General features: G+C 26.1%; 19 protein-coding genes. 11 read left to right on the top strand and 8 right to left on the bottom strand.

Going from position 1 to position 21,270, the window contains the following annotated elements:
- Nucleotides 1-56 precede the first annotated feature (56 nt).
- The 4 genes from Q0K52_RS09725 to Q0K52_RS09710 form a co-directional block, all read right to left on the bottom strand.
- A complete protein-coding gene (locus Q0K52_RS09725; protein ID WP_297298906.1) occupies nucleotides 57-905 on the bottom strand; it encodes a carbohydrate ABC transporter permease in 849 nt (282 codons plus the stop codon).
- A gap of 14 nt (nucleotides 906-919) precedes the next feature.
- The gene (locus Q0K52_RS09720) at nucleotides 920-1,546 is read right to left on the bottom strand and encodes a DUF4272 domain-containing protein (protein ID WP_297298904.1); all 627 of its coding nucleotides are present in this window, start codon (nucleotides 1,544-1,546) and stop codon (nucleotides 920-922) included.
- A gap of 68 nt (nucleotides 1,547-1,614) precedes the next feature.
- Nucleotides 1,615-2,487: a carbohydrate ABC transporter permease gene (locus Q0K52_RS09715; protein ID WP_297298902.1), complete on the bottom strand. Its 873-nt coding sequence runs from the start codon at nucleotides 2,485-2,487 to the stop codon at nucleotides 1,615-1,617.
- Nucleotides 2,488-2,630: 143 nt separating this feature from the next.
- Nucleotides 2,631-3,875, bottom strand: coding sequence for a sugar ABC transporter substrate-binding protein (locus Q0K52_RS09710; protein ID WP_297298901.1), 1,245 nt, complete (start codon nucleotides 3,873-3,875; stop codon nucleotides 2,631-2,633).
- Between the two features lie 174 nt (nucleotides 3,876-4,049).
- Between Q0K52_RS09710 and Q0K52_RS09705 the strand changes: the two genes are divergently transcribed.
- The 4 genes from Q0K52_RS09705 to Q0K52_RS09690 all read left to right on the top strand — a co-directional run bounded on the left by Q0K52_RS09705 (nucleotide 4,050) and on the right by Q0K52_RS09690 (nucleotide 9,273).
- Nucleotides 4,050-5,039 (top strand): hypothetical protein, encoded by a 990-nt coding sequence (locus Q0K52_RS09705; RefSeq protein ID WP_297298899.1) that lies wholly within the window; start codon nucleotides 4,050-4,052, stop codon nucleotides 5,037-5,039.
- A gap of 88 nt (nucleotides 5,040-5,127) precedes the next feature.
- Nucleotides 5,128-5,757 carry a restriction endonuclease gene (locus tag Q0K52_RS09700; RefSeq protein ID WP_297298897.1) on the top strand — a complete coding sequence of 210 codons (630 nt, stop codon included), beginning with the start codon at nucleotides 5,128-5,130 and terminating at the stop codon, nucleotides 5,755-5,757.
- Nucleotides 5,758-5,844: 87 nt separating this feature from the next.
- On the top strand, nucleotides 5,845-7,530 hold the full coding sequence (locus Q0K52_RS09695; RefSeq protein ID WP_297298895.1) for a restriction endonuclease: 1,686 nt from the start codon (nucleotides 5,845-5,847) through the stop codon (nucleotides 7,528-7,530).
- Nucleotides 7,531-7,617: 87 nt separating this feature from the next.
- Entirely contained in the window at nucleotides 7,618-9,273 is a 1,656-nt protein-coding gene (locus Q0K52_RS09690) for a restriction endonuclease (RefSeq protein ID WP_297298893.1), read from the top strand.
- Between the two features lie 343 nt (nucleotides 9,274-9,616).
- Here the strand turns inward: Q0K52_RS09690 and Q0K52_RS09685 are convergent, their stop codons facing one another.
- Nucleotides 9,617-10,747 (bottom strand): hypothetical protein, encoded by a 1,131-nt coding sequence (locus Q0K52_RS09685; RefSeq protein ID WP_297298891.1) that lies wholly within the window; start codon nucleotides 10,745-10,747, stop codon nucleotides 9,617-9,619.
- A gap of 28 nt (nucleotides 10,748-10,775) precedes the next feature.
- Nucleotides 10,776-11,783, bottom strand: a complete 1,008-nt coding sequence (gene rfaE1 / locus Q0K52_RS09680) for a D-glycero-beta-D-manno-heptose-7-phosphate kinase (protein ID WP_297298889.1) — start codon at nucleotides 11,781-11,783, stop codon at nucleotides 10,776-10,778.
- A gap of 276 nt (nucleotides 11,784-12,059) precedes the next feature.
- Here rfaE1 and lspA point away from each other — a divergent pair, with 276 nt between their 5' ends.
- The 3 genes from lspA (at nucleotide 12,060) to Q0K52_RS09665 (ending at nucleotide 14,337) form a co-directional block, all read left to right on the top strand.
- Nucleotides 12,060-12,647, top strand: coding sequence for a signal peptidase II (lspA, locus tag Q0K52_RS09675; RefSeq protein WP_297298887.1), 588 nt, complete (start codon nucleotides 12,060-12,062; stop codon nucleotides 12,645-12,647).
- A gap of 2 nt (nucleotides 12,648-12,649) precedes the next feature.
- Nucleotides 12,650-13,612 carry an RluA family pseudouridine synthase gene (locus tag Q0K52_RS09670; RefSeq protein WP_297298885.1) on the top strand — a complete coding sequence of 321 codons (963 nt, stop codon included), beginning with the start codon at nucleotides 12,650-12,652 and terminating at the stop codon, nucleotides 13,610-13,612.
- A gap of 80 nt (nucleotides 13,613-13,692) precedes the next feature.
- Nucleotides 13,693-14,337, top strand: a complete 645-nt coding sequence (locus Q0K52_RS09665) for a leucine-rich repeat domain-containing protein (protein WP_297298883.1) — start codon at nucleotides 13,693-13,695, stop codon at nucleotides 14,335-14,337.
- Between the two features lie 5 nt (nucleotides 14,338-14,342).
- Here Q0K52_RS09665 and Q0K52_RS09660 read toward each other — a convergent pair whose 3' ends face one another.
- The gene (locus tag Q0K52_RS09660; RefSeq protein WP_297298881.1) at nucleotides 14,343-15,461 is read right to left on the bottom strand and encodes a pseudouridine synthase; all 1,119 of its coding nucleotides are present in this window, start codon (nucleotides 15,459-15,461) and stop codon (nucleotides 14,343-14,345) included.
- Between the two features lie 621 nt (nucleotides 15,462-16,082).
- Here Q0K52_RS09660 and Q0K52_RS09655 point away from each other — a divergent pair.
- From Q0K52_RS09655 to tmk, 4 genes are all read left to right on the top strand, one after another.
- Nucleotides 16,083-17,063, top strand: a complete 981-nt coding sequence (locus Q0K52_RS09655; RefSeq protein WP_297298879.1) for an alpha/beta fold hydrolase — start codon at nucleotides 16,083-16,085, stop codon at nucleotides 17,061-17,063.
- Nucleotides 17,064-17,230: 167 nt separating this feature from the next.
- The gene (locus Q0K52_RS09650) at nucleotides 17,231-18,541 is read left to right on the top strand and encodes an NCS2 family permease (protein WP_297298876.1); all 1,311 of its coding nucleotides are present in this window, start codon (nucleotides 17,231-17,233) and stop codon (nucleotides 18,539-18,541) included.
- Between the two features lie 290 nt (nucleotides 18,542-18,831).
- Nucleotides 18,832-19,980 carry a phospho-N-acetylmuramoyl-pentapeptide-transferase gene (gene mraY / locus Q0K52_RS09645; RefSeq protein WP_297298875.1) on the top strand — a complete coding sequence of 383 codons (1,149 nt, stop codon included), beginning with the start codon at nucleotides 18,832-18,834 and terminating at the stop codon, nucleotides 19,978-19,980.
- Nucleotides 19,981-20,057: 77 nt separating this feature from the next.
- Nucleotides 20,058-20,669, top strand: a complete 612-nt coding sequence (gene tmk / locus Q0K52_RS09640; protein ID WP_297298873.1) for a dTMP kinase — start codon at nucleotides 20,058-20,060, stop codon at nucleotides 20,667-20,669.
- Here tmk and Q0K52_RS09635 read toward each other — a convergent pair.
- The gene (locus Q0K52_RS09635) at nucleotides 20,638-21,054 is read right to left on the bottom strand and encodes a single-stranded DNA-binding protein (protein ID WP_297298872.1); all 417 of its coding nucleotides are present in this window, start codon (nucleotides 21,052-21,054) and stop codon (nucleotides 20,638-20,640) included. The two genes, tmk and Q0K52_RS09635, sit on opposite strands and share 32 nt — an antisense overlap.
- Between the last annotated feature and the right edge of the window lie 216 nt (nucleotides 21,055-21,270).

Below are 21,270 nucleotides of genomic sequence, written 5' to 3'. Positions count from 1 at the left end.
ACAAAAAATAATACGAAATGTACATATTATTTTATTATTATAATACATTTCATACATCATTTTCCCGAACCGCCTGTCATTCCTCTTACTAAAAACTTTCTAAATATTATAGCAAGCAATGCAGGAGGAAATATTGCCAAAAGTCCTGCTGCTGTTGTTATACCATATTGTATGCTATCTTTTGAAACAAACTCAGATGCCACTATTGATATAGGCTTTGTACTTGCAGAGCTAGCTAAAATAAGAGGTATTTGAAATTGTCCCCAAGACATTAAAAATACAAGAAGGAAAGCTGATAAAATAATAGGTGCTGATATAGGAATCATCACTCTTAATAAAACGTCTATTTCATTGCAGCCGTCTATATAAGATGCCTCCTCTATCTCAACTGGTATTGTATCAAAGTAATTAGATATCATCCAAGTATTAATAGGCAAGAATGATGTTACATATATCAAAGACAAAGAAAACAAATTATCAAGCAAAGATAAAAGTGAAAACATCCTATAAAGCGGAATGATAGTTGTGAATGCAGGTATTGCCATAGATATTAATATTAAAGTCTTTACAATATTTCTGCCTTTAAATTTCATTTTTGATATAGCATAGGCACACATTATCGAACAAGGCAGGCATAAAAATATTGTTATAAAAGCCGTTTTTATAGAATTAAGTATTCCTACAAAAAACATTTTGGATTGTCTATCTGAAGCTGTAAATAATTTTAAATAATTATCTATTGTAGGTTCTTTTGGCAGGAAATTAGATGTATTTTTAAACATCTCATATTCCGGTGTAAAACTTACAATAATAGCCCAAATAATAGGCCCCAAAACTATTATTATAAAAAATATAATAGATAAATAATATAAAAAGCTTAATCTTTTACTTTTTTTCTTTTTCATAAAATATAATTCTATTATAACCATTCAGCATCAGAATATAATACCCATTTCAATGCCATATATCTTTCTGATACTATGGCTCTCAAAATAGAATGATTATCTTTATTACTGTCATCATCTATCACATTATTCAATCTATAAGTAAAATCATATTCATCTAAAACTTTTTCAGCATCTATAAGTTTTACTTTGCTTATAAAATCTTCAAAATCATTGCATCTGAAAATAAAATCTATAGCATTATCAAAATCACAGCATTCATTAGGTATATTCAATTTTGAAACAAAACCTAAAACCCAGCAAAGAATCCAATAAGATTCATATTTCCAAGGCATAAGTTTTAAATCTTCTTTATCCATTTTTCCTTCAAAAATTAGTTTTTCCTGCTCTGTTAAACAATCTTTTACACCATATTTAATTAATTTATCTTCAAAAAAACTATAATCATAATCCTTAATATCTATTAAAGATGCTTGGATAGAAAATAAGCAGCTAATAGCACGTTTAGCTATTTCATCTTTTGTACGCATACTAATATTGCTTGTATCTATAACAGGCAAATCTTTGTCTACGTTTATACCGATATTATTCAATAATTCTAAACTTTCTTTTTTCCTATCTTCACTGCTTTTTTTGAACATAACAACAATCCTCACAATTTTATATTATAATATTATATTAAATAATACAGTTTTGCAATAAAAAATTATTATATATAATCAATTTTTCTAGACATAGCCCTTATATACAGCATTCCTAAAATACCTGCCACAATCATTATTAAATATGTTAAAGCACTTCCTCTACCGAAATCCAAAAAAGAAAATGTAATCATATAATCCTCAAGAAGTATTGTCTTTCCTAAATTGCTGTATCCGGAAATAGATACCACTTCATCAAATACATTTATTGCTGATATAGATGTAAATGTCAGTATAATACCCAAAGCAGGCATTAAAAGCGGTAAAGTTACTCTAGTAAACATTTGAAATTTATTAGCTCCGTCAATACTGGCAGCATCATAAACAACATCTGGTATAGCTCTCATAGCTGAAAGAAGCACTATAGAACAAAAAGGTATATTTCTCCATGCTATAACTATTCCTATTATAAGCATTAATGAATATCTATTTGATAAATACTGTATAGGTTCATCTATAAGATTTAGATTATATAATATTTTATTAAAGAATCCGTATCCTGGATAGAATATCCATTTCCATAGTATGCCATTAACTACAGGAGGCAATGCCCAAGGTATTACAGCTATAGCCATAAGAATATTTTTTAATCTGCTTTCAAAGTTTAATATGCTTGCAAATAAAAGTCCAAATACCACGCATATAATAACTACTACAATCATAATCATTATGCTGTTTTGAAGCGAATACCAAAAATCAAAAGATTTTAAAGTAACTATATAATTATCAAATCCAATAAAAGCAGTATCTTTAGGAGCAGTCAGCTTCATCTTTCTAAGACTATAAAAGAATGTAACTATTATAGGATAAACAACAAAAACCACCATAATTATAAATGATGGTAAAATAAGTAAATAAGGTAAAGTCTTACTCTTTTTCATAATCCAAAAATATTTTGTAATTCTTATATTAAAGATAAAAAATTATTAAAAATAGTCAAACAAATAATTTCATATTGCAAATTAAATATAAAGGCATCACTTTCAAAAAGCAATGCCTTATTATAAACTTTAATAAAAATTAATTATCTAGCAACCAATTCTTTTATTTTTGTATCCATTGCATTAAATGCTTCTTCTGGAGTTTTAGCACCTAAAACCATTTCATTAACTGCATTGAATATTGCTGTAGTCATTTCTGAATAATAACTAGGTACGCCTTTTGGGAATGGACTTGATATTAAAGTAGATTCTTCAAGTAAAGCACCTGTATTTTTTAATTTACCTTCATTAATCAAATCTTCCATAACTGCTGTTCTTGTAGGCATTGTATTTTGTACATAATTTAATTGTTTTTGTGTTTCTGGAGAATTAAACCATTTTACAAATTTCATTGCTGCTTCTTTGTTTTTGGACAATTTTATTACACCAACACCTTCTGGTAAAGCGAAAGTTTTTAGAGAAGGTCCAGTTGCACCAGGAAGCAATATAGGTATAACCTCTCCTACTACTTTAGACTCATTAGGATCCTGTACTCTGCTTACAAATGAAGTAGGGCCTACTATAAAGCTAGCTTCTCCAGAGTTGATTCTTCTATAAGCGTCCATACCTGTAGAAGTTTTACAAGCAGGGTCTATTAATTTATCAACATTTATCATTTGATTAATGAATTGTAAAGCACCTAATACCGCATCTTTATTTAAAGTACCATCTTCATTAAATACTACTCCATATTTTGAATAAGCCATCCATATTAATGAAGTTGTACAAGATTCATCAGCATTTAAAGGCATAGAGAAAGGATATGTAGTAACGCCGGCATCTCTTATAGCTTTTAAAGCAGCATAAACATCGTCCCAAGATTTTGGAGCTTCAGTGATGCCTGCAGCTTCAAAATGTTTTTTATTATAATAAGCCAAACGGAAATCATTAGCATAAGGAAGTGCTAAAACTTTACCGTCTATAATAAATGGCTGTATAGAAGGCATAGCATCTATTTCTTCTTTGCTTAATTCTATAGGTTCAAGCCAATCTGCACTATTAAATTCACCTACCCAAGACCAATCAACTTCTACAACATCAGCAGCAGCTGTTCCGCCTGCAGCAGCAATTGATATTTTATCTCTGATATTTTCCCAAGCTATAACATTCATATTAACTGTAATGCCTGTATCTTTTGTAAAAGCATCAAGCATTTCATCAGAAGGTACTGCCCAATCTGGAACCATTACTGTTATTGAATTATTTGAAGCACTGTTTTTTCCTCCGCATGAAACAGTAAAAAATGCTGTTAATAATGAAATCATTAACAATAGAATTATTTTTTTCATTTCTTATACTCCTAAATTTGTAATGAATAGAATAAAATCATAAAGAATATACATTATTATTTATTAATGTCAATATATCAAAAAAATTAATAAATATGAAAAAAGTAATTTAAACTTTACATTTTTTTTATATACTTAATTCATGAGGGTAAAAAATAAGTTAAGGAATTATTTATGAATAATACTACAATTTATATCTTAGTAATTGCCATTGCCATAATTATACTTATTTCTACTATAATAATAATCAAAAATATCTTTATTAAGAAAACAAAAAAACCAGCAAAAAACGTTAAAAAAATATTTGAGGAGCTTAGAAAAACTGTAGCATTAAATCCTAAAGATCTTGATTCTTTGTATCAATTAGCAATGCTGGAAGAAGAATATGGAGAGCTGCAATATGCATTAGTAAAATATGAAATTTTATTGAAAGCAAGATATTTTAAAAATAATAATATAAATGAAACTGATATATATAAAAAACTTGAAGACGGTTATCATAAATTAGAAGATAGAGAAAATAGCTTGAAATATGCTTTAAGAATATCTAAATCAGAACCTAATAATGTTTACTATGCTATTAAACTCGGAAATATATTAGGAAGAGAAGGTAAATATAAGTTAGCATGCGAATACTTTAATAAAATACAATTATCAAAAAAAGAGGTTGAAATTGATGATTTAAAAGTAGGTGCTTTATCATTTTTTATGAATAAGGATTATAAAAAAGCCACTCTATTTATAGAAGAACTATATAGAAGAATACTAAACAAAGCTAAAAATGAAAAAGATGATAATATATCAGAAATATATAAAGAAGTATATAAATTAGAAACTTTATTGATCTCAATATATATTTATGCTGATGAACTTAATATAGCAACAACATTTTTAGAACAAATACTAAGCAATAATACTTTAAGCGAAGAACATAAACTATACATTAATAAAATGTATATGTATGTTTTATATAAATTATCTGATAATCAAAGATTTAATAATTTATATACTAGATTAAAAGATTTATACAAATTAGATACAGCAAATGCACAATATGCGTCACTTATATTTGATTTCGGATTTTACGCTTATTTCTTAAAAGATATAGAAAACTTCTATAAAATATTTTTCAAAAGTAAAATCTTTCAATATAGGTACTTTTAATATTTATAGAATAGATGATATATTAAGCTATTTAAATGAAGTTAATAAAGCATACATTCAATTAACTAAATTAAGAAATGCTATAAAATTGAATGATGAAAAATATAAAAATGAAAGATTTGATAAATATGTAGAAGCAGATTTAATAACTGTATGGGAAGAAATTTTGGGATTATGGGAATCAACTTTCTTTAACTTTGACTATATCAATTCATTAGTTGAATCAGAAGTAGGAAACACTATGGATATAGATAAAGTTTTGGCAGAATTTAATGCAGAGCAAAACTCAAATAATGAATCAACAAAATCTAATATAACAGAAATAGATAAAATATATTCTTTAAGCTTGAATAATTTTAAGAAACTATGCCAAAATATTATTCAGACAAAATTATCATACTCAATACTTCAGGAATATTCTGATAATATAATAAAGTACGAATTTGGTGATGAGGTTAATTATTTAGCATATCATACAAGCAAAAGCAGAAAAGATATAACATTAATATCATTCAAACGCTGGAAAAATACAGAAGTTGGAGAGCTTATATTAAGAGATTTTATGCTTATGGTTCAGGAATCAGGTGCTAAAAATGGTATATTAATACTTCCGGTAAAATTGACAAACAGTGCTAAAAGTTATTCCAAACATAATGATAGAATAACTGTATATACTAAACATCAATTTGAGATATTTTTGAAAAGTAATTTTATATAATTTTTCACATTTTTACAATATTTTTGTTGTCATTAATGTGTTTTCAATCTACAATAGGAAAATATAATATACTTTACAGGATAGTTTATGTTTAGCTCGTACATATACATTATAGTTATTGTTGTTATTGCCATGGTAGTAATATTCGGTATATTTTTATTTATAAAAAGTATATCAAATTCTGATAAATATTATAGACCAAAAAATATAAAAAGAAAAATCGAAGAATTAGAAAAAAAGATTGCCGGTAATCCTAGAGATTATGATTCTATGTATGATCTTGCTGTTATACAAGAACAGTATAATTTCACAGAAAAAGCTATAGAAACTTACAAAAAATTAATTGATGCAAGATATTTTGAAGGTGAAGAAATAGCAATATATCAAAAATTAGAAGCTTTATATCAAAAACTTGATAATAATGAAGAAGTATTTAAATGCATATTAAAAATAGCTCAATTAGATCCAAAAAATAATTATTATTCATTAAAAGCTGCAAATATTTTGGGAAAAGAAGGTGCTTATAAAATAGCATGCGAATACTTTGACAGAATTTTAAACAACAAAGGCGACTTTGAAATAGATGAATTAAAAATAGCTGCTTTATGCTACTTCATAAATCATGAATATAAAAAAATAATTATTATGCTTGAAGAATTGCATAAAAGATTAAGCAGAAATATAAGTCATATTGAAGATGATTATAATGAAATGGTATTGGTAGAAAAGATTTTAATATCTTTATATATTGCCACTGATGAAATAAATAATGCAAAAAAATTAGCAGAAACTATTTTATCATCAAGATATATTACTACTGACCGCCAATACAGATTCTTCATAAACAGAATATATTTGTATATATTATATAAAGCTAATGATACTAAAGAGTTTATAGAATTACATGAAAAACTCTCAAATCAGTATAAAGTTAATGAAATAGCCAAAGAAGAAATTAGTATTATTTTGGACTTTGCTTTTTATAATTACTTTATAAAAGACATAAACAGTGCATCAAGTTATTTTGAACATATAAGATTATTTAATGCTCCTGAATTTGATATGTATGATTTAGACGGAATATTTGCTTATTTGGCTGAAGTATCAAAAGCTCAGGAAGTTCTTCAGAATTTAAGAAGCAATATGGAACTCAATAATGATGAAAAATATAAAAATGAAAATTATGAAAAATATGTTGATGAAAAATATATAGAAATTTGGGAAAACAGCGTTAAATTGTGGGAAAATTCATTCAATAATATTGAAGATATAATCAACTTAGTACAAATAGAACATACTATGGATATAGAAAAAATATTATCAGAATGTAATATAAACGAAGATAATGCTACATTAGATAATCTAATAATTAAGAAAGTAGATAAAATATTTGATATAACTTTATCATCTTTTAAAAGTGTATGTCAGGATATAATACAAAAGAAATTAATGTATTCAGCAGTACAGGAATATAATGATCATTTAATAGATTATGATTATGGAGATGAAGTTAATTACTTAGCATTTGCCTCAAATAAAAGCAAAAAGGATTTAACTTTAATATCATTCAAAAGATGGAAAAATACAGAAGTTGGAGAGCTTATAATTAGAGATTTCATATTGCTTGTAAATGAATCTGGAGCAAAAAATGGAATATTGATATTGCCGGTAGAACTTACTAACAGTGCTAAAAGTTATGCTACACATAATAACAAAATAAGAGTATATACTAGAAATCAATTTAATTATATGCTAAGGGACAGTAAATTATAAGACTAAATTATTATAAAAAATAAATTATTATTTTTATAATTTTCTTATCTTTATAGAGAAATTTTATTTTTAGAAGGTATACAATAAATGCACTATTTTTTTATATCAGCTGCAATATTGATAGCAGCATCTTACATATTAATAAAAAAAATACTGAAAACCAAAAAAGGCAGTAATAAAAAATCATCTAAAGAAATACAAAAAGAAATAGAAGAATTAAGAAGTATTATAACTAATAATGATAAAGATTATGTATCTATATATAGATTGGCTCAGCTTGAAGATGAAATAGGTGAAAATAATTTAGCTTTGCAAAGATATGAAATGCTTATCAATACAAAATTCCTTAAAACAAAGGAAAAAATACCTATATGTAAAAGATTAGAAGAATATTATAATGTGGCTGGAAGAAAAGAAGATTCTCTAAAATATTCTATTAAACTGCATCAATTATCTCCCAATGACAATGCTCATACTATGAAACTAGCTTATGAGATTACAAAAGAAGCTAATTACCCGCTTGCATGCCACTATTTTACTAAAGTTATATTATTAAAAGAAGATTTTGATATAGAACATCTTAAAGCTGCCGCATTCGCTTTCTTTCAAGTAAAAGATTATAATAAATGTATTGCATTTTTAGAGGAATTATATAAAAGATTAAACATAGACAAAAATGCAAAAGAATATAAAAATGAAATTGATGATATTCAAAAATCATTAATATCTTTGTATATATTATCTGAAAGCCTTAATATAGCAAATAATTTTATAGAAAAAATAATATTAAAACAAAAAAGCAAAAAATATATTAATAAGTTATATTTATTTGTATTATATAAACTTGCTGATAATAAAAAATTTTTAGAAGTATATAATGATTTATATAATTTCTACAATATAAAAGATTATGATAAAAGTAATTACAGTTTGATACTAGATTATTGTTTTTATTCATATTTTATAAAAGATATAAACTTCTCAAAAAAATCATTTGAAATGATAGATAAATTCAATATAGAAGAATTAAAAAAATATAATATAAAAAATATATTAGAATATCTATCAGAAATAGTTCAAGCCACTTCTCAAATAAAGAAATCAATTACTGAAACTAAATTGGATAATTATAAAAATGATAACTATGAAAAATATGTTCCCAAAGAAAATATTAAAAATTGGGAATATGCTGTTGATTTATGGGAAAGCTCTTTCATAGATACAAATTATTTATACACATTAGTAGATGCAAAACAAACTGTAAATATAGATAATATATTAAAAGGATTAAAAATCAATTTAGATAATATATACAATAAATCGGAATCAACTTTACATTTAAAAGTAGATAAAATATATGATTTAAATAAAGCAGATTTCAAAAAAGTATGCACCAATATCATGCATATAAAATTGGATCATTCTATAGTACAAGAATACGTAGATAAAGCAAATGATAATAATAAATTAGGAGATGAAATTAATTTTTTAAGCTATAGCGTTAAATCTCCAAAAAAAGAACTTACTTTAGTATCATTCAAGAGATGGCAAAAGATGGAAGTTGGAGAATTAATGATTAGAGACTTTTTGATAATGATAGAAGAATCCGGAGCTGAAAACGGCATATTAATAATACCTGTAGAATTAAGCAACAGTGCTAAAAGTCTTGTACAGCATAATGAAAAGATAAAAGTATATTCAAGAATGCAATTTAATACTATGCTTTCTGATGAAAATATATAAAAATATTTTTGAAATTGAATATATAATTTTAGTATATACCTAAACAATTATATTTTGTCAATTTTAGTTTTTTCAATTTTATTGTTTGTGGTGGCTTTACCCTTACGAAGTACACAGCGTGCAGCACCACACTTCTTTTACGACTGAAAGGAGTGACTGTTGCGTGGCACAAAGAAGCTTATATCCTTGACAGGCTCAGATACGCTTCGCGAAAGACTGCATTTTTAGTCAGAATATAGTTTTTATATTATATTTTAAAGAAAACTTAATAATATTTTATTCTTATTAATAAATTAAAATTACATTCATAAAAAACTAAAAAATATAGTTGTTCAGGTATATATTAATAGTTTTGGAATCTTATTTTTCCGCCATCAAGCATAAAGCCGTAAATAGAGTCATCAAACATATGTATTCCTCTTAACTTATTAAATCCGTCTGTGCCTAAATATTCCTTACTATAATTCTGCGACAAAAACGGATTCGTCCTTATAAAGAAATACATTCCATTATCCATACCAGTATAAGTTACTCTGCCCGTACTTGATATTCCTACAGCAAGAGAATTATCACGGCATGGTATTTTATATGCTTCCTTCAATTTAAAATCATCTAATTTGGCAGTATATATAATATCTTCAATATGCTTTCCTTCAACTACATTCATAGTGAGTATAGCTATAACCGATTTATCCACAACATACACACAATCTATGATTTCCCTATAAGACATTTTTTTCTTGTCTGTATACTCTACATCTTTTAAAGGAAATCTCTTTTCCATTTTTCCAGTATCCATATCATATATATCTAATAAAGGAGATTTGTTTTTATCTCTTTTTAATATGGCAAATTTATGATTTGTTAATGTTATTAATTTTATAAGGGATTCATATTCATTATCTATTACCGTATCTATACTGTATAATGTATTGCCGTTTGAATCTATTTTATTTAAAGAAACAAAACCAACCTTTGTATAATTGGTATTTGTTACTTTAACAGTATAAGTTTCTATAATAGGTCTTTCGCCTTCGCTTGAAGGACTTTCGGAAGGCAAGGACATCATAACATTACTTACAACTATATCACCTACATATCTTAAATTATATCCGGTTATATACATATTAGCATTTGAATCTATAAGAGATATTTTAGAAGTTTCAAGATTATTATAAGCTAATGGGAAATACCTAACATTACTTCCGGAAGCTATAACCATTCTTGAATTAGATAAATCTAGTGCATAAACGGTATCATTTTTAACCGTGTAAAATTCTCCAAAATAGTATTCATTATCAACTTTATATATTTTCGGACTATCCAAATTTACAAATTCATTAGTATATATTCCTATATCCTTACCTAAAGTTAATTCTGTAACAACTTTTGCAGGTACTATTAAAGGTTTAGGAAGACATGAAGTCATTAATAATAATGATATAAATAACAATAAAAAAATTCTTTTCTTCATAAATTATATTTTTATATAAGTAATATTTTTATAATACATCTATCAATTCTTCTAATGTCAAAGTTGAAGTTCCTCTCTTACCTACAACAACACCAGCAGCAGCATTGGCAATTTCTGAAGACTCTTTAAATGACATTCCAACTGATAAACACATAGCAAGTACAGATATAACTGTATCTCCGGCACCTGAAACATCAAAAACACTTTTTGCCTTTGTAGGTATTATAAAAGGAAGTTTTTTATTTTTTACTTTTATATCTTTATCAAATAAAGCCATTCCATTAGCTCCCAAAGTTATCATCAGTCTTGACAAATCTAATTTCTTTATTATTTCATTACCTAATATATTTATAGCTTCAGGATCAAATTCATAAAACGGAATCTTGCTGTCTATTCCTTCAACTGCTTCTTTCAAATTAGGGGTCATTAATGTAGATTTTTTATAAAATGAAAAATGCTTTATAGCAGGATCAACTAATACTGTTTTATTTTTTTTATTACAAGTATCTATTATTTTTTTTGATAATTGTTTAGTTATAATACCCTTAGCATAATCACTTATTATTACAACATTATAATCATCAATATTTTCAATAAATATCTTTTCTATTTTCTTCATTATCTTATCAGAAAAAGGACTTGTATCTTCATGATCTATTCTTACTATTTGCTGAGTATTGGCAACTATTCTAGTTTTTGTTATGGTATATCGGCTGTCATCTACTACTATCCCAGAAGTTGCTATATTAGATTTCTTCATATTATCTATGATAATGTCAGCAGATTTGTCCTCTCCTATGACACCTATCATAAATATATTTTCATAACAATCTTCGCCAACTAATGCTGCTATATTCCTTGCCACATTCCCAGCACCGCCTATATAATTTTCTTCATGATTTACATGAAGTACAGGAACCGGAGCTTCTGGAGATATTCTGATAACATCTCCATAAGTAAATTTATCAAGCATTAGGTCGCCTATAACTAATACTTTTGCATCTGTAATTTTTTTAACTTTATCTTTTAATTCCATATTTTATCATTCTATAAAAAATTATTTATGTTCGAAAATTATAACATAAAATATAAAAAATTGCAAAGATATGTATTTTTTTAAGCTATTATATTATGAAAAATAACTTGTAATTTTTAGTAATATAAATTATTATTTTCTAAATTCTATTTTTAAGTAAATTTACTTGCTAGCTTTATTATCAATTTATAATAAAATTTATGAAAGTAAATTCACTTTTTTACAACTTATAAGTTTATATATTATCAAAAATTAATTTAAGAGAAATAAAAAATTATGATGAAATTTAGCAAGATTATAGAAGAAATTAAACAAAAAAAGATATATTTTATTATAGCTTTATTGATATTTGTAGCTGATACTGTATCTAAATATTTTATAGATAAATATCTTCAGGAAACTATTGTTAAAAGAGTTATAGGAGATATATTAATATTTATATATACTAGAAATTACGGTGTATCATTCGGATTTCTTAATAATGTACCAGAATCTATACAGCATATAATACCTGAATTATTAAAAGTTGTTGTATTTTTGGCTATGATTGTAGTTGCTTATATAATGCTTTCTATAAATGTAAAAAAACAAAAATTATCTATGATTGGATTTACTATGGTTCTTGGCGGAGCTATGGGAAATTTAGTTGATAGAATTATGAGAGGATATGTTACTGACTTTATAAGTATGGGATTTAATGAAACTATAAGATTTCCATACAACTATAATATAGCAGATGCTTCCATTACTATAGGTATATGTATTATAGCTATTGGTGTATTTTTCTTTAAAGAAGATTTCGATAAAAATAAAAAAATTGAAGACAATAAAGATACTATAGAAAACAATAAAGAAAATAACTGATTATGAGTTTAGAATTTGAAAATAATGATGATATTATAGATGAATCAGAAATTACGAATAATGAACAAACTTTTATTATTACAGAAAATGATACTAATAAAAGATTAGATGTATTTATAAGCGAACAATTAAATATCACAAGAAGCCAAATAAAAAATTATTTAACTTCTATAATAGTAAATGGAGCTGAAAAGAAATTATCATATTCTCTTAAATTAAATGATAAAGTTTCTGTAAATTTAGATAATCTTTCAAATGAAGAAACAGATATAGAAAATCCGGAGCCTGAAAATATACCTTTAGATATATTATATGAAGATAAATATCTACTTGTAATAAATAAACCTGCCAATATGAGCGTTCATTGTTCTCCTTCAGAAATGAGCGGAACTTTGGTTAATGCCTTACTTTATAATATAAAAGATTTCGATTTTGTTGGAAATAAAAGCAGAGCCGGCATTATACATAGATTGGATAAAGATACTTCCGGACTTATGATCATAGGAAAGAATGCCAATATAGTATCAAGCATTCAGGAACAATTCAAAAACAGAACTATAAAGAAAATATATCATGCCATTGTAATAGGAGTATTAAAAGATAATTATTTAGAAATAAATTTACCTATAGGAAGGCATCAAGTATATAGAAAAAAAATGACTGTAAGAGAAGATGGAAAAGATGCATTAACTCATATAAAAGTTTTAAAAAGATTCAAAAGTCATACTCTTATAGAAATTAACTTAAAAACAGGAAGAACTCATCAAATAAGGGTTCATTCTTCATATAAAGGATTCCCTGTTGCAGGAGATAAAATATATTCCAAAAGTTTCAATAAATATTCCGGACTTATGCTCATAGCAAAGGAAATTGAATTTACTCACCCTATCACCAAAGATATACTTAAATTTGAGATTGATTATCCGAACTATTTTAAAGAGTTTTTGTATTCTGAAAATATATAAAAATATGTGTGTTTGCGTCATTTTTTGACGTAAACATATATTAATATATAATGTATATCGATACAATATGGTGATTAATTATGGCAGATTATGACAAAATACTCAAATGGGCTAAAGAAATCAATGCAGATATTCCTTATAATGAAAAAAATATTTGCAATGCAAAAGAATTAAATTTAAGTAATTTAGATATTACAGAACTGCCTAAAGAAATTTTTGAACTTACAAATATAGAAGAACTTTATATATCTTTGAATTATATAAAAACTATACCAAAAGAAATATCAAATCTAAAAAAATTAAAAACTCTTGATATATCAGGAAATAGAATAAAATCTTTGCCTAAAGAAATTTTTGAGCTTAAAAATTTAGAGTATTTAAATATATCTTTTAATTATTTTAGTAAATTAAATAAAAACATATCAAAACTTGAAAATTTAAAAGAATTAGATATAAGCAGCTGCAACTTTAATATTTTGCCAAGCGAGATATTTAAACTTCATAATTTAGAATTTTTTGATGCCTCATTTAATAAAATAACTCAATTAGATAAAGAAATTCAGCTATTAGAAAATTTAGAGGAATTGAGACTTGATTCCAATAAATTATCTAATATACCGAAAGAAATAACAAATTTAAAAAAACTTAAAATATTATCTATTTCTGAAAATAATATAAAAAGGCTTCCAAAAACAGTAAAGATGTTAGAATCATTACAAATTTAAAATAATTATATTCTTTTTTTATTAAACTTTTTTACTGGTTTTCTTTGTGTATTATTGTCTTTAAAAGATTTCTTCCTATCATCTTTTCTTTTTATTTGCTTTTTATCAATTTTTTTTTCAAATTTTTTATCAATAAAATCTTTAGAAGTATTATTTTTCTTCTGAGTTTTAGCTTTATATGTATTAGTTTTTTTAGTAACTAATCTTTTTTTCTTAGGTTTAGCTTTAGCCCATTTAGATTTATCATGTTTTTTCTCTTTTACTTCTTCTTTTTTATCATCATTATTTTCTAAAATACTATATTCATCATAATTTTCATCTATATCATCATATTTAGAAACATCTGAGAATATACTTTCTATATCTTTTAATTTTTTATCCTTTTGTTTGAAGAAGAATTCTATTTCTTTTTTAGTAAGATCTCTTATATGTCCTGCTTCCAAAGTTCCTGAAGTTTCATCGTATTTGCTTACACAGCCGACAGATATTCTTTCCAAATCTATAACTTTATATCCTAAATGATCGAATATCTTTCTTATCTCTCTATTTTTACCTTCATTAATTGTAAGGCGTATTTTACTTTGTACTCTTCCTTTGGATAAGATTTTAAATTTAAATGGAGAATAAGTTACATTTTTTATTGTAATACCTTTGCTGGCATTGAACAATTTTTCTGAGTCTATTTTTCCATTAACAGTAACATCATAAACTTTTAATATTTCATAAGAAGGATGCGTAATAATATTAGCAAATTCTCCGTCATTAGTAATAATCATTATACCGCGTGATTCGGAGTCAAGTCTTCCTGCATAGAAAAGTCTTTCTTTTACGCCTTTGAAAAATTCTGTTATTATTCTTCTTCCAGGTAAATATTTTGTAGTACTTACAACACCTATAGGCTTATATAATGCCATATACCTTTTTGTTTGTCTTTTTATCAAGTTTCTGTCTATTGAAACGCTATCTTCATTTTTTACTCTATATGCTGGATCTAGTATTACTTGATTATTTACTCTTACTCTGCCTGACATTATTGCTTTTTCACAATTTCTTCTGCTGGCAAAACCTGATTCTAATATAACTTTTACAAGTCTTACAGCTTCTTCTTTTTTTTCTTTTTTCATATTGTTATAATAACTCTCTAAAAAATTTAATAGAATTTATAATATACTAAATTCATCACTTTGTCAAAGAGGTAAAATCGCCTCTAGCTTAAATTAAATTCATAATACATTCAACGCACGGTGAATGGAGCTACATAAAAAATCAAATTATATTATTAATAAATCTATATTGTTAATTTTGTTCTGCGTGCGGTAATAAAGCAACAAATTTAAAAAATTCCTGGGTGGGTGTAAAAAAATCTGTTTTAAATATTGAATAAAATAAAAATTACATATTGCAGATAAAAATATAGAAGATAGAGGGTGGGAATGCAAAATAGTTCTTTATAAAATTTATTACATACCCCGCCCTTTTTTCTTCATCATTAAATACTGAAATATAATACTATTTTACAATAAAGCCTAAACAGAATTTTTAACACCCGCCCAAGTTGAGATTAAATTAAAAATGCATTCAACGCACGGTGAACAAAATTAAATAATAGATCAAAATTGTATTATTAATCAATTTATATTGTTAATTTTATTCTGCGTGCGTTTATTATAAATGTTATTATAATTGAAAAAAAATCAAATTGTACTATACTTCAATCATCACTATAAATTTATAAGGATTAAATTATGGCATTTTTTGATTTAAGTTTAGATGAACTATATAAATATAAAGGCTCTGCAGAAGAACCAAAAGATTTTGACGAATTTTGGATTAATACATTAAAAGAGAATAATCATAAAACAGAAGCTCAATACACTTTAATAGACACTCATTTGAAATTATTTGATGTATGGAGTGTAAGCTTCAAAGGTTATTCACAGCATACAATAAACGGCTGGTATATAGCACCAAAATACGCTAGAGAAAGAAATGAAAAATTAACATGTGTAATAACTTATCCAGGATACGGCGGAGGAAGAGATTATCCTAATAAACATTTATTATACCCATCAGCTGGATATAGCGTATTTGTAATGGAAGTTAGAGGTCAAGGTGCCGAAGGCGGAAATGGAGCAATAACTCCAGACCCTGTAGGTTCATCTCCTCATGCTGACGGTTTTCTTACTATGGGAATACATGATAAAAAAGACTATTATTATAAAAGAGTTTTTATTGATGCCGTTAAATCGATAGAAGCTGCTAAAGAACATACTCTTACAGAAAAAATTGTAATAAGCGGAGGCAGTCAAGGCGGCGGTATATCACTTGCTGTTTTAGGACTTTCTTCTTTTACTAAAGAAAAAATTGAAGCTGCTATGATTGATGTTCCTTTCCTATGCGATTATAAAAGAGCATGTACTATTACTGATACTTTGCCTTATAATGAAATAGCTAGATTTTGTAAAACTAATAGAATGTACGAAAAAACTGCATTTGAAACTTTATCATATTTTGATGGAGCCTTCTTTGCCAAACGTTCTAAAGTAAAAGCATTATTTTCTGTAGGATTAATGGATATAATATGCCCCCCTTCAACAGTATTTGCCGCTTATAACAATTATGCTGGAGACAAATCTATTAATGTTTACAGTTTTAATGGACATGAAGGCGGAGATAACGAACAGAATGAAAGAAAATTAGAGTTTCTAGATTCTTTAAAACTATAAAAATATCATTAATAGTATTTATTATTATAAAAAATAAGAGAGTATTAAAACAGATACAATGAATTTATAGTAAAAAAAATATTGCAAAATTTTTAATTTTATATATAGTATAGCTTTCATATAGTTTATTTGTATTATATGAATAAAAAAATTAAAGGATATATTTTATGGAAAAGTTTTTCAAGCTCAAAGAGCATGGCAGCAATGTAAAAACTGAAGTCATAGCAGGTATTACAACTTTTATGACTATGGCTTATATATTGGCTGTAAACCCAGACATACTTAGTACTACTGGTATGGATAAAGGTGCTGTATTTACTGCTACTGTAGTATCAGCAATAATAGCTACATTAATAATGTCATTACTTGCTAATTTGCCTTTCGCATTAGCACCTGGTATGGGATTAAATGCATTCTTTGCTTATACTGTTGTTCTTGGTATGGGATATAGTTGGCAAACTGCTTTAACTGCAGTATTTATAGAAGGTATTATATTCGTTCTTCTTACTATCTTCAATGTAAGAGAAGCTATAGTTAATAGTATACCTGTTAATATGAAAAGAGCTATTTCAGTTGGTATAGGTTTATTCATTGCTTTCATTGGTTTGCAAAACTCTAAAATCATAGTAAACAATGATGCTACTTTACTTGGACTTGGAAATATCACTTCCGGCAGTGCTTTACTTGCTATTATAGGTATTATTATCACTGCTATATTACTTGCATACAATGTAAAAGGAGCAATACTTTTAGGTATATTAATAACTACTGTAATTGGAATACCTATGGGACTTACAAAAATATCTCCAGATGCAAGTGTTATACCTCCATCATTAGAGCCTATTGCTTTTAAGCTTGATTTCAGTAATATATTTACGCCTAATATGTTTATAGTAGTATTCACATTCCTATTTGTAGATATGTTTGATACTGTAGGAACATTGGTAGGAGTTTGTACTAAAGCTAATATGCTTACTAGAGGCGGAGAAGTTCCTAGATGTAAACAGGCTTTATTTGCTGATGCTGTTGGTACAGTAGTAGGTGCTTGTTTAGGTACTTCTACAGTTACTACTTATGTAGAAAGTGCTTCAGGTGTTGCTGAAGGCGGAAAAACTGGTTTAACTTCTTTAGTAGTAGCTATATTATTTACTATATCATTATTCTTATCACATATATTCTTAGCTATACCTAGTGCTGCAACTGCACCTGCTTTGATAATAGTTGGTTTATTCATGATGACTCCTATATTAGAAATTAATTTTGAAGATTATACAGAATCTATTCCAGCATTTATATGTATAATATTTATGCCTTTCGCTTATAGTATAGCTGAAGGTATTACTTTCGGAGTATTATCATTCACTATATTAAAATTTGTTTCTGGTAAAAGTAAAGATATATCTTTATTAACTTGGATATTATCAGCACTTCTTTTATTAAAAATATTAATGCCAGTAATACAAGGCTTCTTAGCATAATCATTTAATTAAATATTATTTCTATATAAATAAAACAGAGTGATTTCTTTTTATCTCTCTGTTTTTTATTTTAAATAAAATTTTTATAGGCCATATTTTACAACTTTCTATTTAATCATATTATAAATAATAAAAATATATAATCCAAATATACTATATATTTTATTATTTTAATACAAATTTAGTTAAATTTAACTAATTAACATAATATTTTTAATTGACAAAACAATTTATATATAATAGTATATTGGAAATAAATTAAGTTTTTTAAATTTTAAGGTTGTTTATTAATGTTATACGAAATTTTTTACCCATTAAGAGAGTCATTTTTTGGTTTCAATATATTTAGATATATTACATTCAGAACTGCAGGTGCAGTTGCCACTGCATTGATATTAGTACTTTTATTTGCTCCGGGAATTATAGAAAAATTAAGAAAGCTGCATTTTGGTCAAGTTGTAAGAGATGACGGCCCAGAAACACATTTAGTAAAAACAGGAACTCCTACTATGGGTGGTATATTCATTGTAGGAAGTATTTTAATTAGTATACTTTTATGGGGAAAATTAGATAACTTAAAAATAATACTGCTCACTTTATCATTAGTAATACTTTCTATAGCTGGTTTTTTAGATGATTTCTTAAAAATAAAATACAAAAATTCAAAAGGATTGCCTGGTAAATATAAAATATTTTTCCAAACTTTTGTAGGTATAATAATAGGTGTTTATCTATATTATTTCGATAAGTCAACATTCTTAATGACTTTTGAACTTAATCAAGGTATCGGAGTATTAGAAGCAGTAAAAGTAGCACAGGTTCCTTCTTCTACAGTATTTATTCCATTTGCCAGTACTTTATATATAGACTTAAAGATTTTATACATACCTTTTGCTACATTTGTAGTTGTAAGCATGAGTAATGCTGTAAATTTAACTGACGGACTTGACGGGTTAGCTATAGGGCTTTTAATAATAATGTCTATAGCTTTAGCTGTTCTCTCTTATGTATCAGGAAACTCACTTGTAGCAACATATTTAAAAATACCTTTTATAGCAGATGCTGGAGAAGTGACAGTATTCGTAGGTGCTTTAATAGGGGCAGGTTTAGGATTCTTATGGTTCAATGCTCACCCAGCACAGGTATTTATGGGAGATGTAGGAAGTTTATCTTTAGGAGGAGTTTTAGGAATCATAGCTTTATTTATAAAACATGAATTACTACTTCTTATTATAGGTGCTGTTTATGTAGCGGAGGCTTTAAGTGTAGTTTTACAAGTATTTTCTTATAAACTATTCAAAAAGCGTATATTTAAAATGGCTCCTTTGCATCACCATTTTGAAAAATCAGGCTGGAAAGAAACTCAAGTTGTATTCAGATTCTACATAATAGGTATAATTGTTGCAATTATAGGAATAGCCACTCTAAAAATAAGATAAAAAACAAATAAAATTATTTTCTTATTTATATATTTTGTTATATTTTATATGGGATAATTTAATTTTTAAGGAATCTTATGGACGGTAAATTAATAGTTTTGGAAGGCATTGATGGCTCTGGTAAATCTACTCATGGCATGAATATTGCAAATGAATTAAATAATATTGGAATAAAATCAATATATACTTTTGAACCTACTCATGCATATTATGGTTCTAAATTAAGAGAGAGTATGCTTTCTAAAGATTTAAAACCTGAAGAAGAATTATCTCTTTTTATAGCAGACAGAAAAGAGCATATAACACATATGATTAAACCTGCTCTTAATGATGGATATGTAGTTGTTCTTGATAGATATATGTACTCCTCTATAGCTTATCAAGGTGCTAAAGGCATTGATCAGCAATATATATATAATTTGCATAAAGATTTCATTATAGAACCTGATTTAGTATTCATATTCCATCTTCCTATAGAAACCGCTTTAAATAGAATTATGCAAAAAAGAGGCTTTGTAGATAGATTTGAAAATGAAACCTATCTTAAAAAAGTTGATGAAATATTTTCTTCTTTCAATGAACCATACATGCATCATATAAATGCAGACAGAGATGAAGAAACTTTAAAAGAAGAATTAATACAATTTATTAAAGATTCTAAAATACTTCCTCAAGATTGTCCTCAATAAAATCTGATACTGTTTGATTATTAGCAGTTTGGGTATATGTTGTATTGCCTATAGATTTTTTATCTAAATTTTTTATATCCAATGCTAATATATAAACACTGCTTTTTTTAGTACCGTCTTTAGCTGTATAAACATTTTGTCTTAATTCACCATTTACTAATACATGTCTTCCTTTGAACAAACTTACAGCGGCTTTATCAGCAGTATATCCCCAAGTAACTAAATCAAAAAAGAAAACTTCCTTTTGTAAAGTTCCATTCATATAATAAAATCTGTTATTTGCTATAGAAAACTTGCATAAAGATTTTCCATTTTTTGTTTTCATATAAGTAGGATCTTTAGTTAATCTTCCTTCCATAACTACTATATTAGCATTACCTGACATAATAAACTCCTTAAAATTATTGATTGTATGCTAATAGTTAAACAAATTTTTTTATCATTTTAAGCCTAATTTTATAATTTTTTTTAAATTTATTAATTATCCACCGCACGCAGAATTAATCTAAAAATATCAATTTGTTTGTAATTCAAATTTTATTACATTGTTAATCTAGTTCACCGTGCGGGAAAGAAATTTTAAAGTTAATCACCACTTGGG

This window comes from uncultured Brachyspira sp., assembly GCF_944390845.1.
Classification (GTDB): domain Bacteria; phylum Spirochaetota; class Brachyspiria; order Brachyspirales; family Brachyspiraceae; genus Brachyspira; species Brachyspira pulli.
Note: the sequence above shows the minus strand (reverse complement) of the source record. Positions and strands in the feature narration are given on the sequence as shown.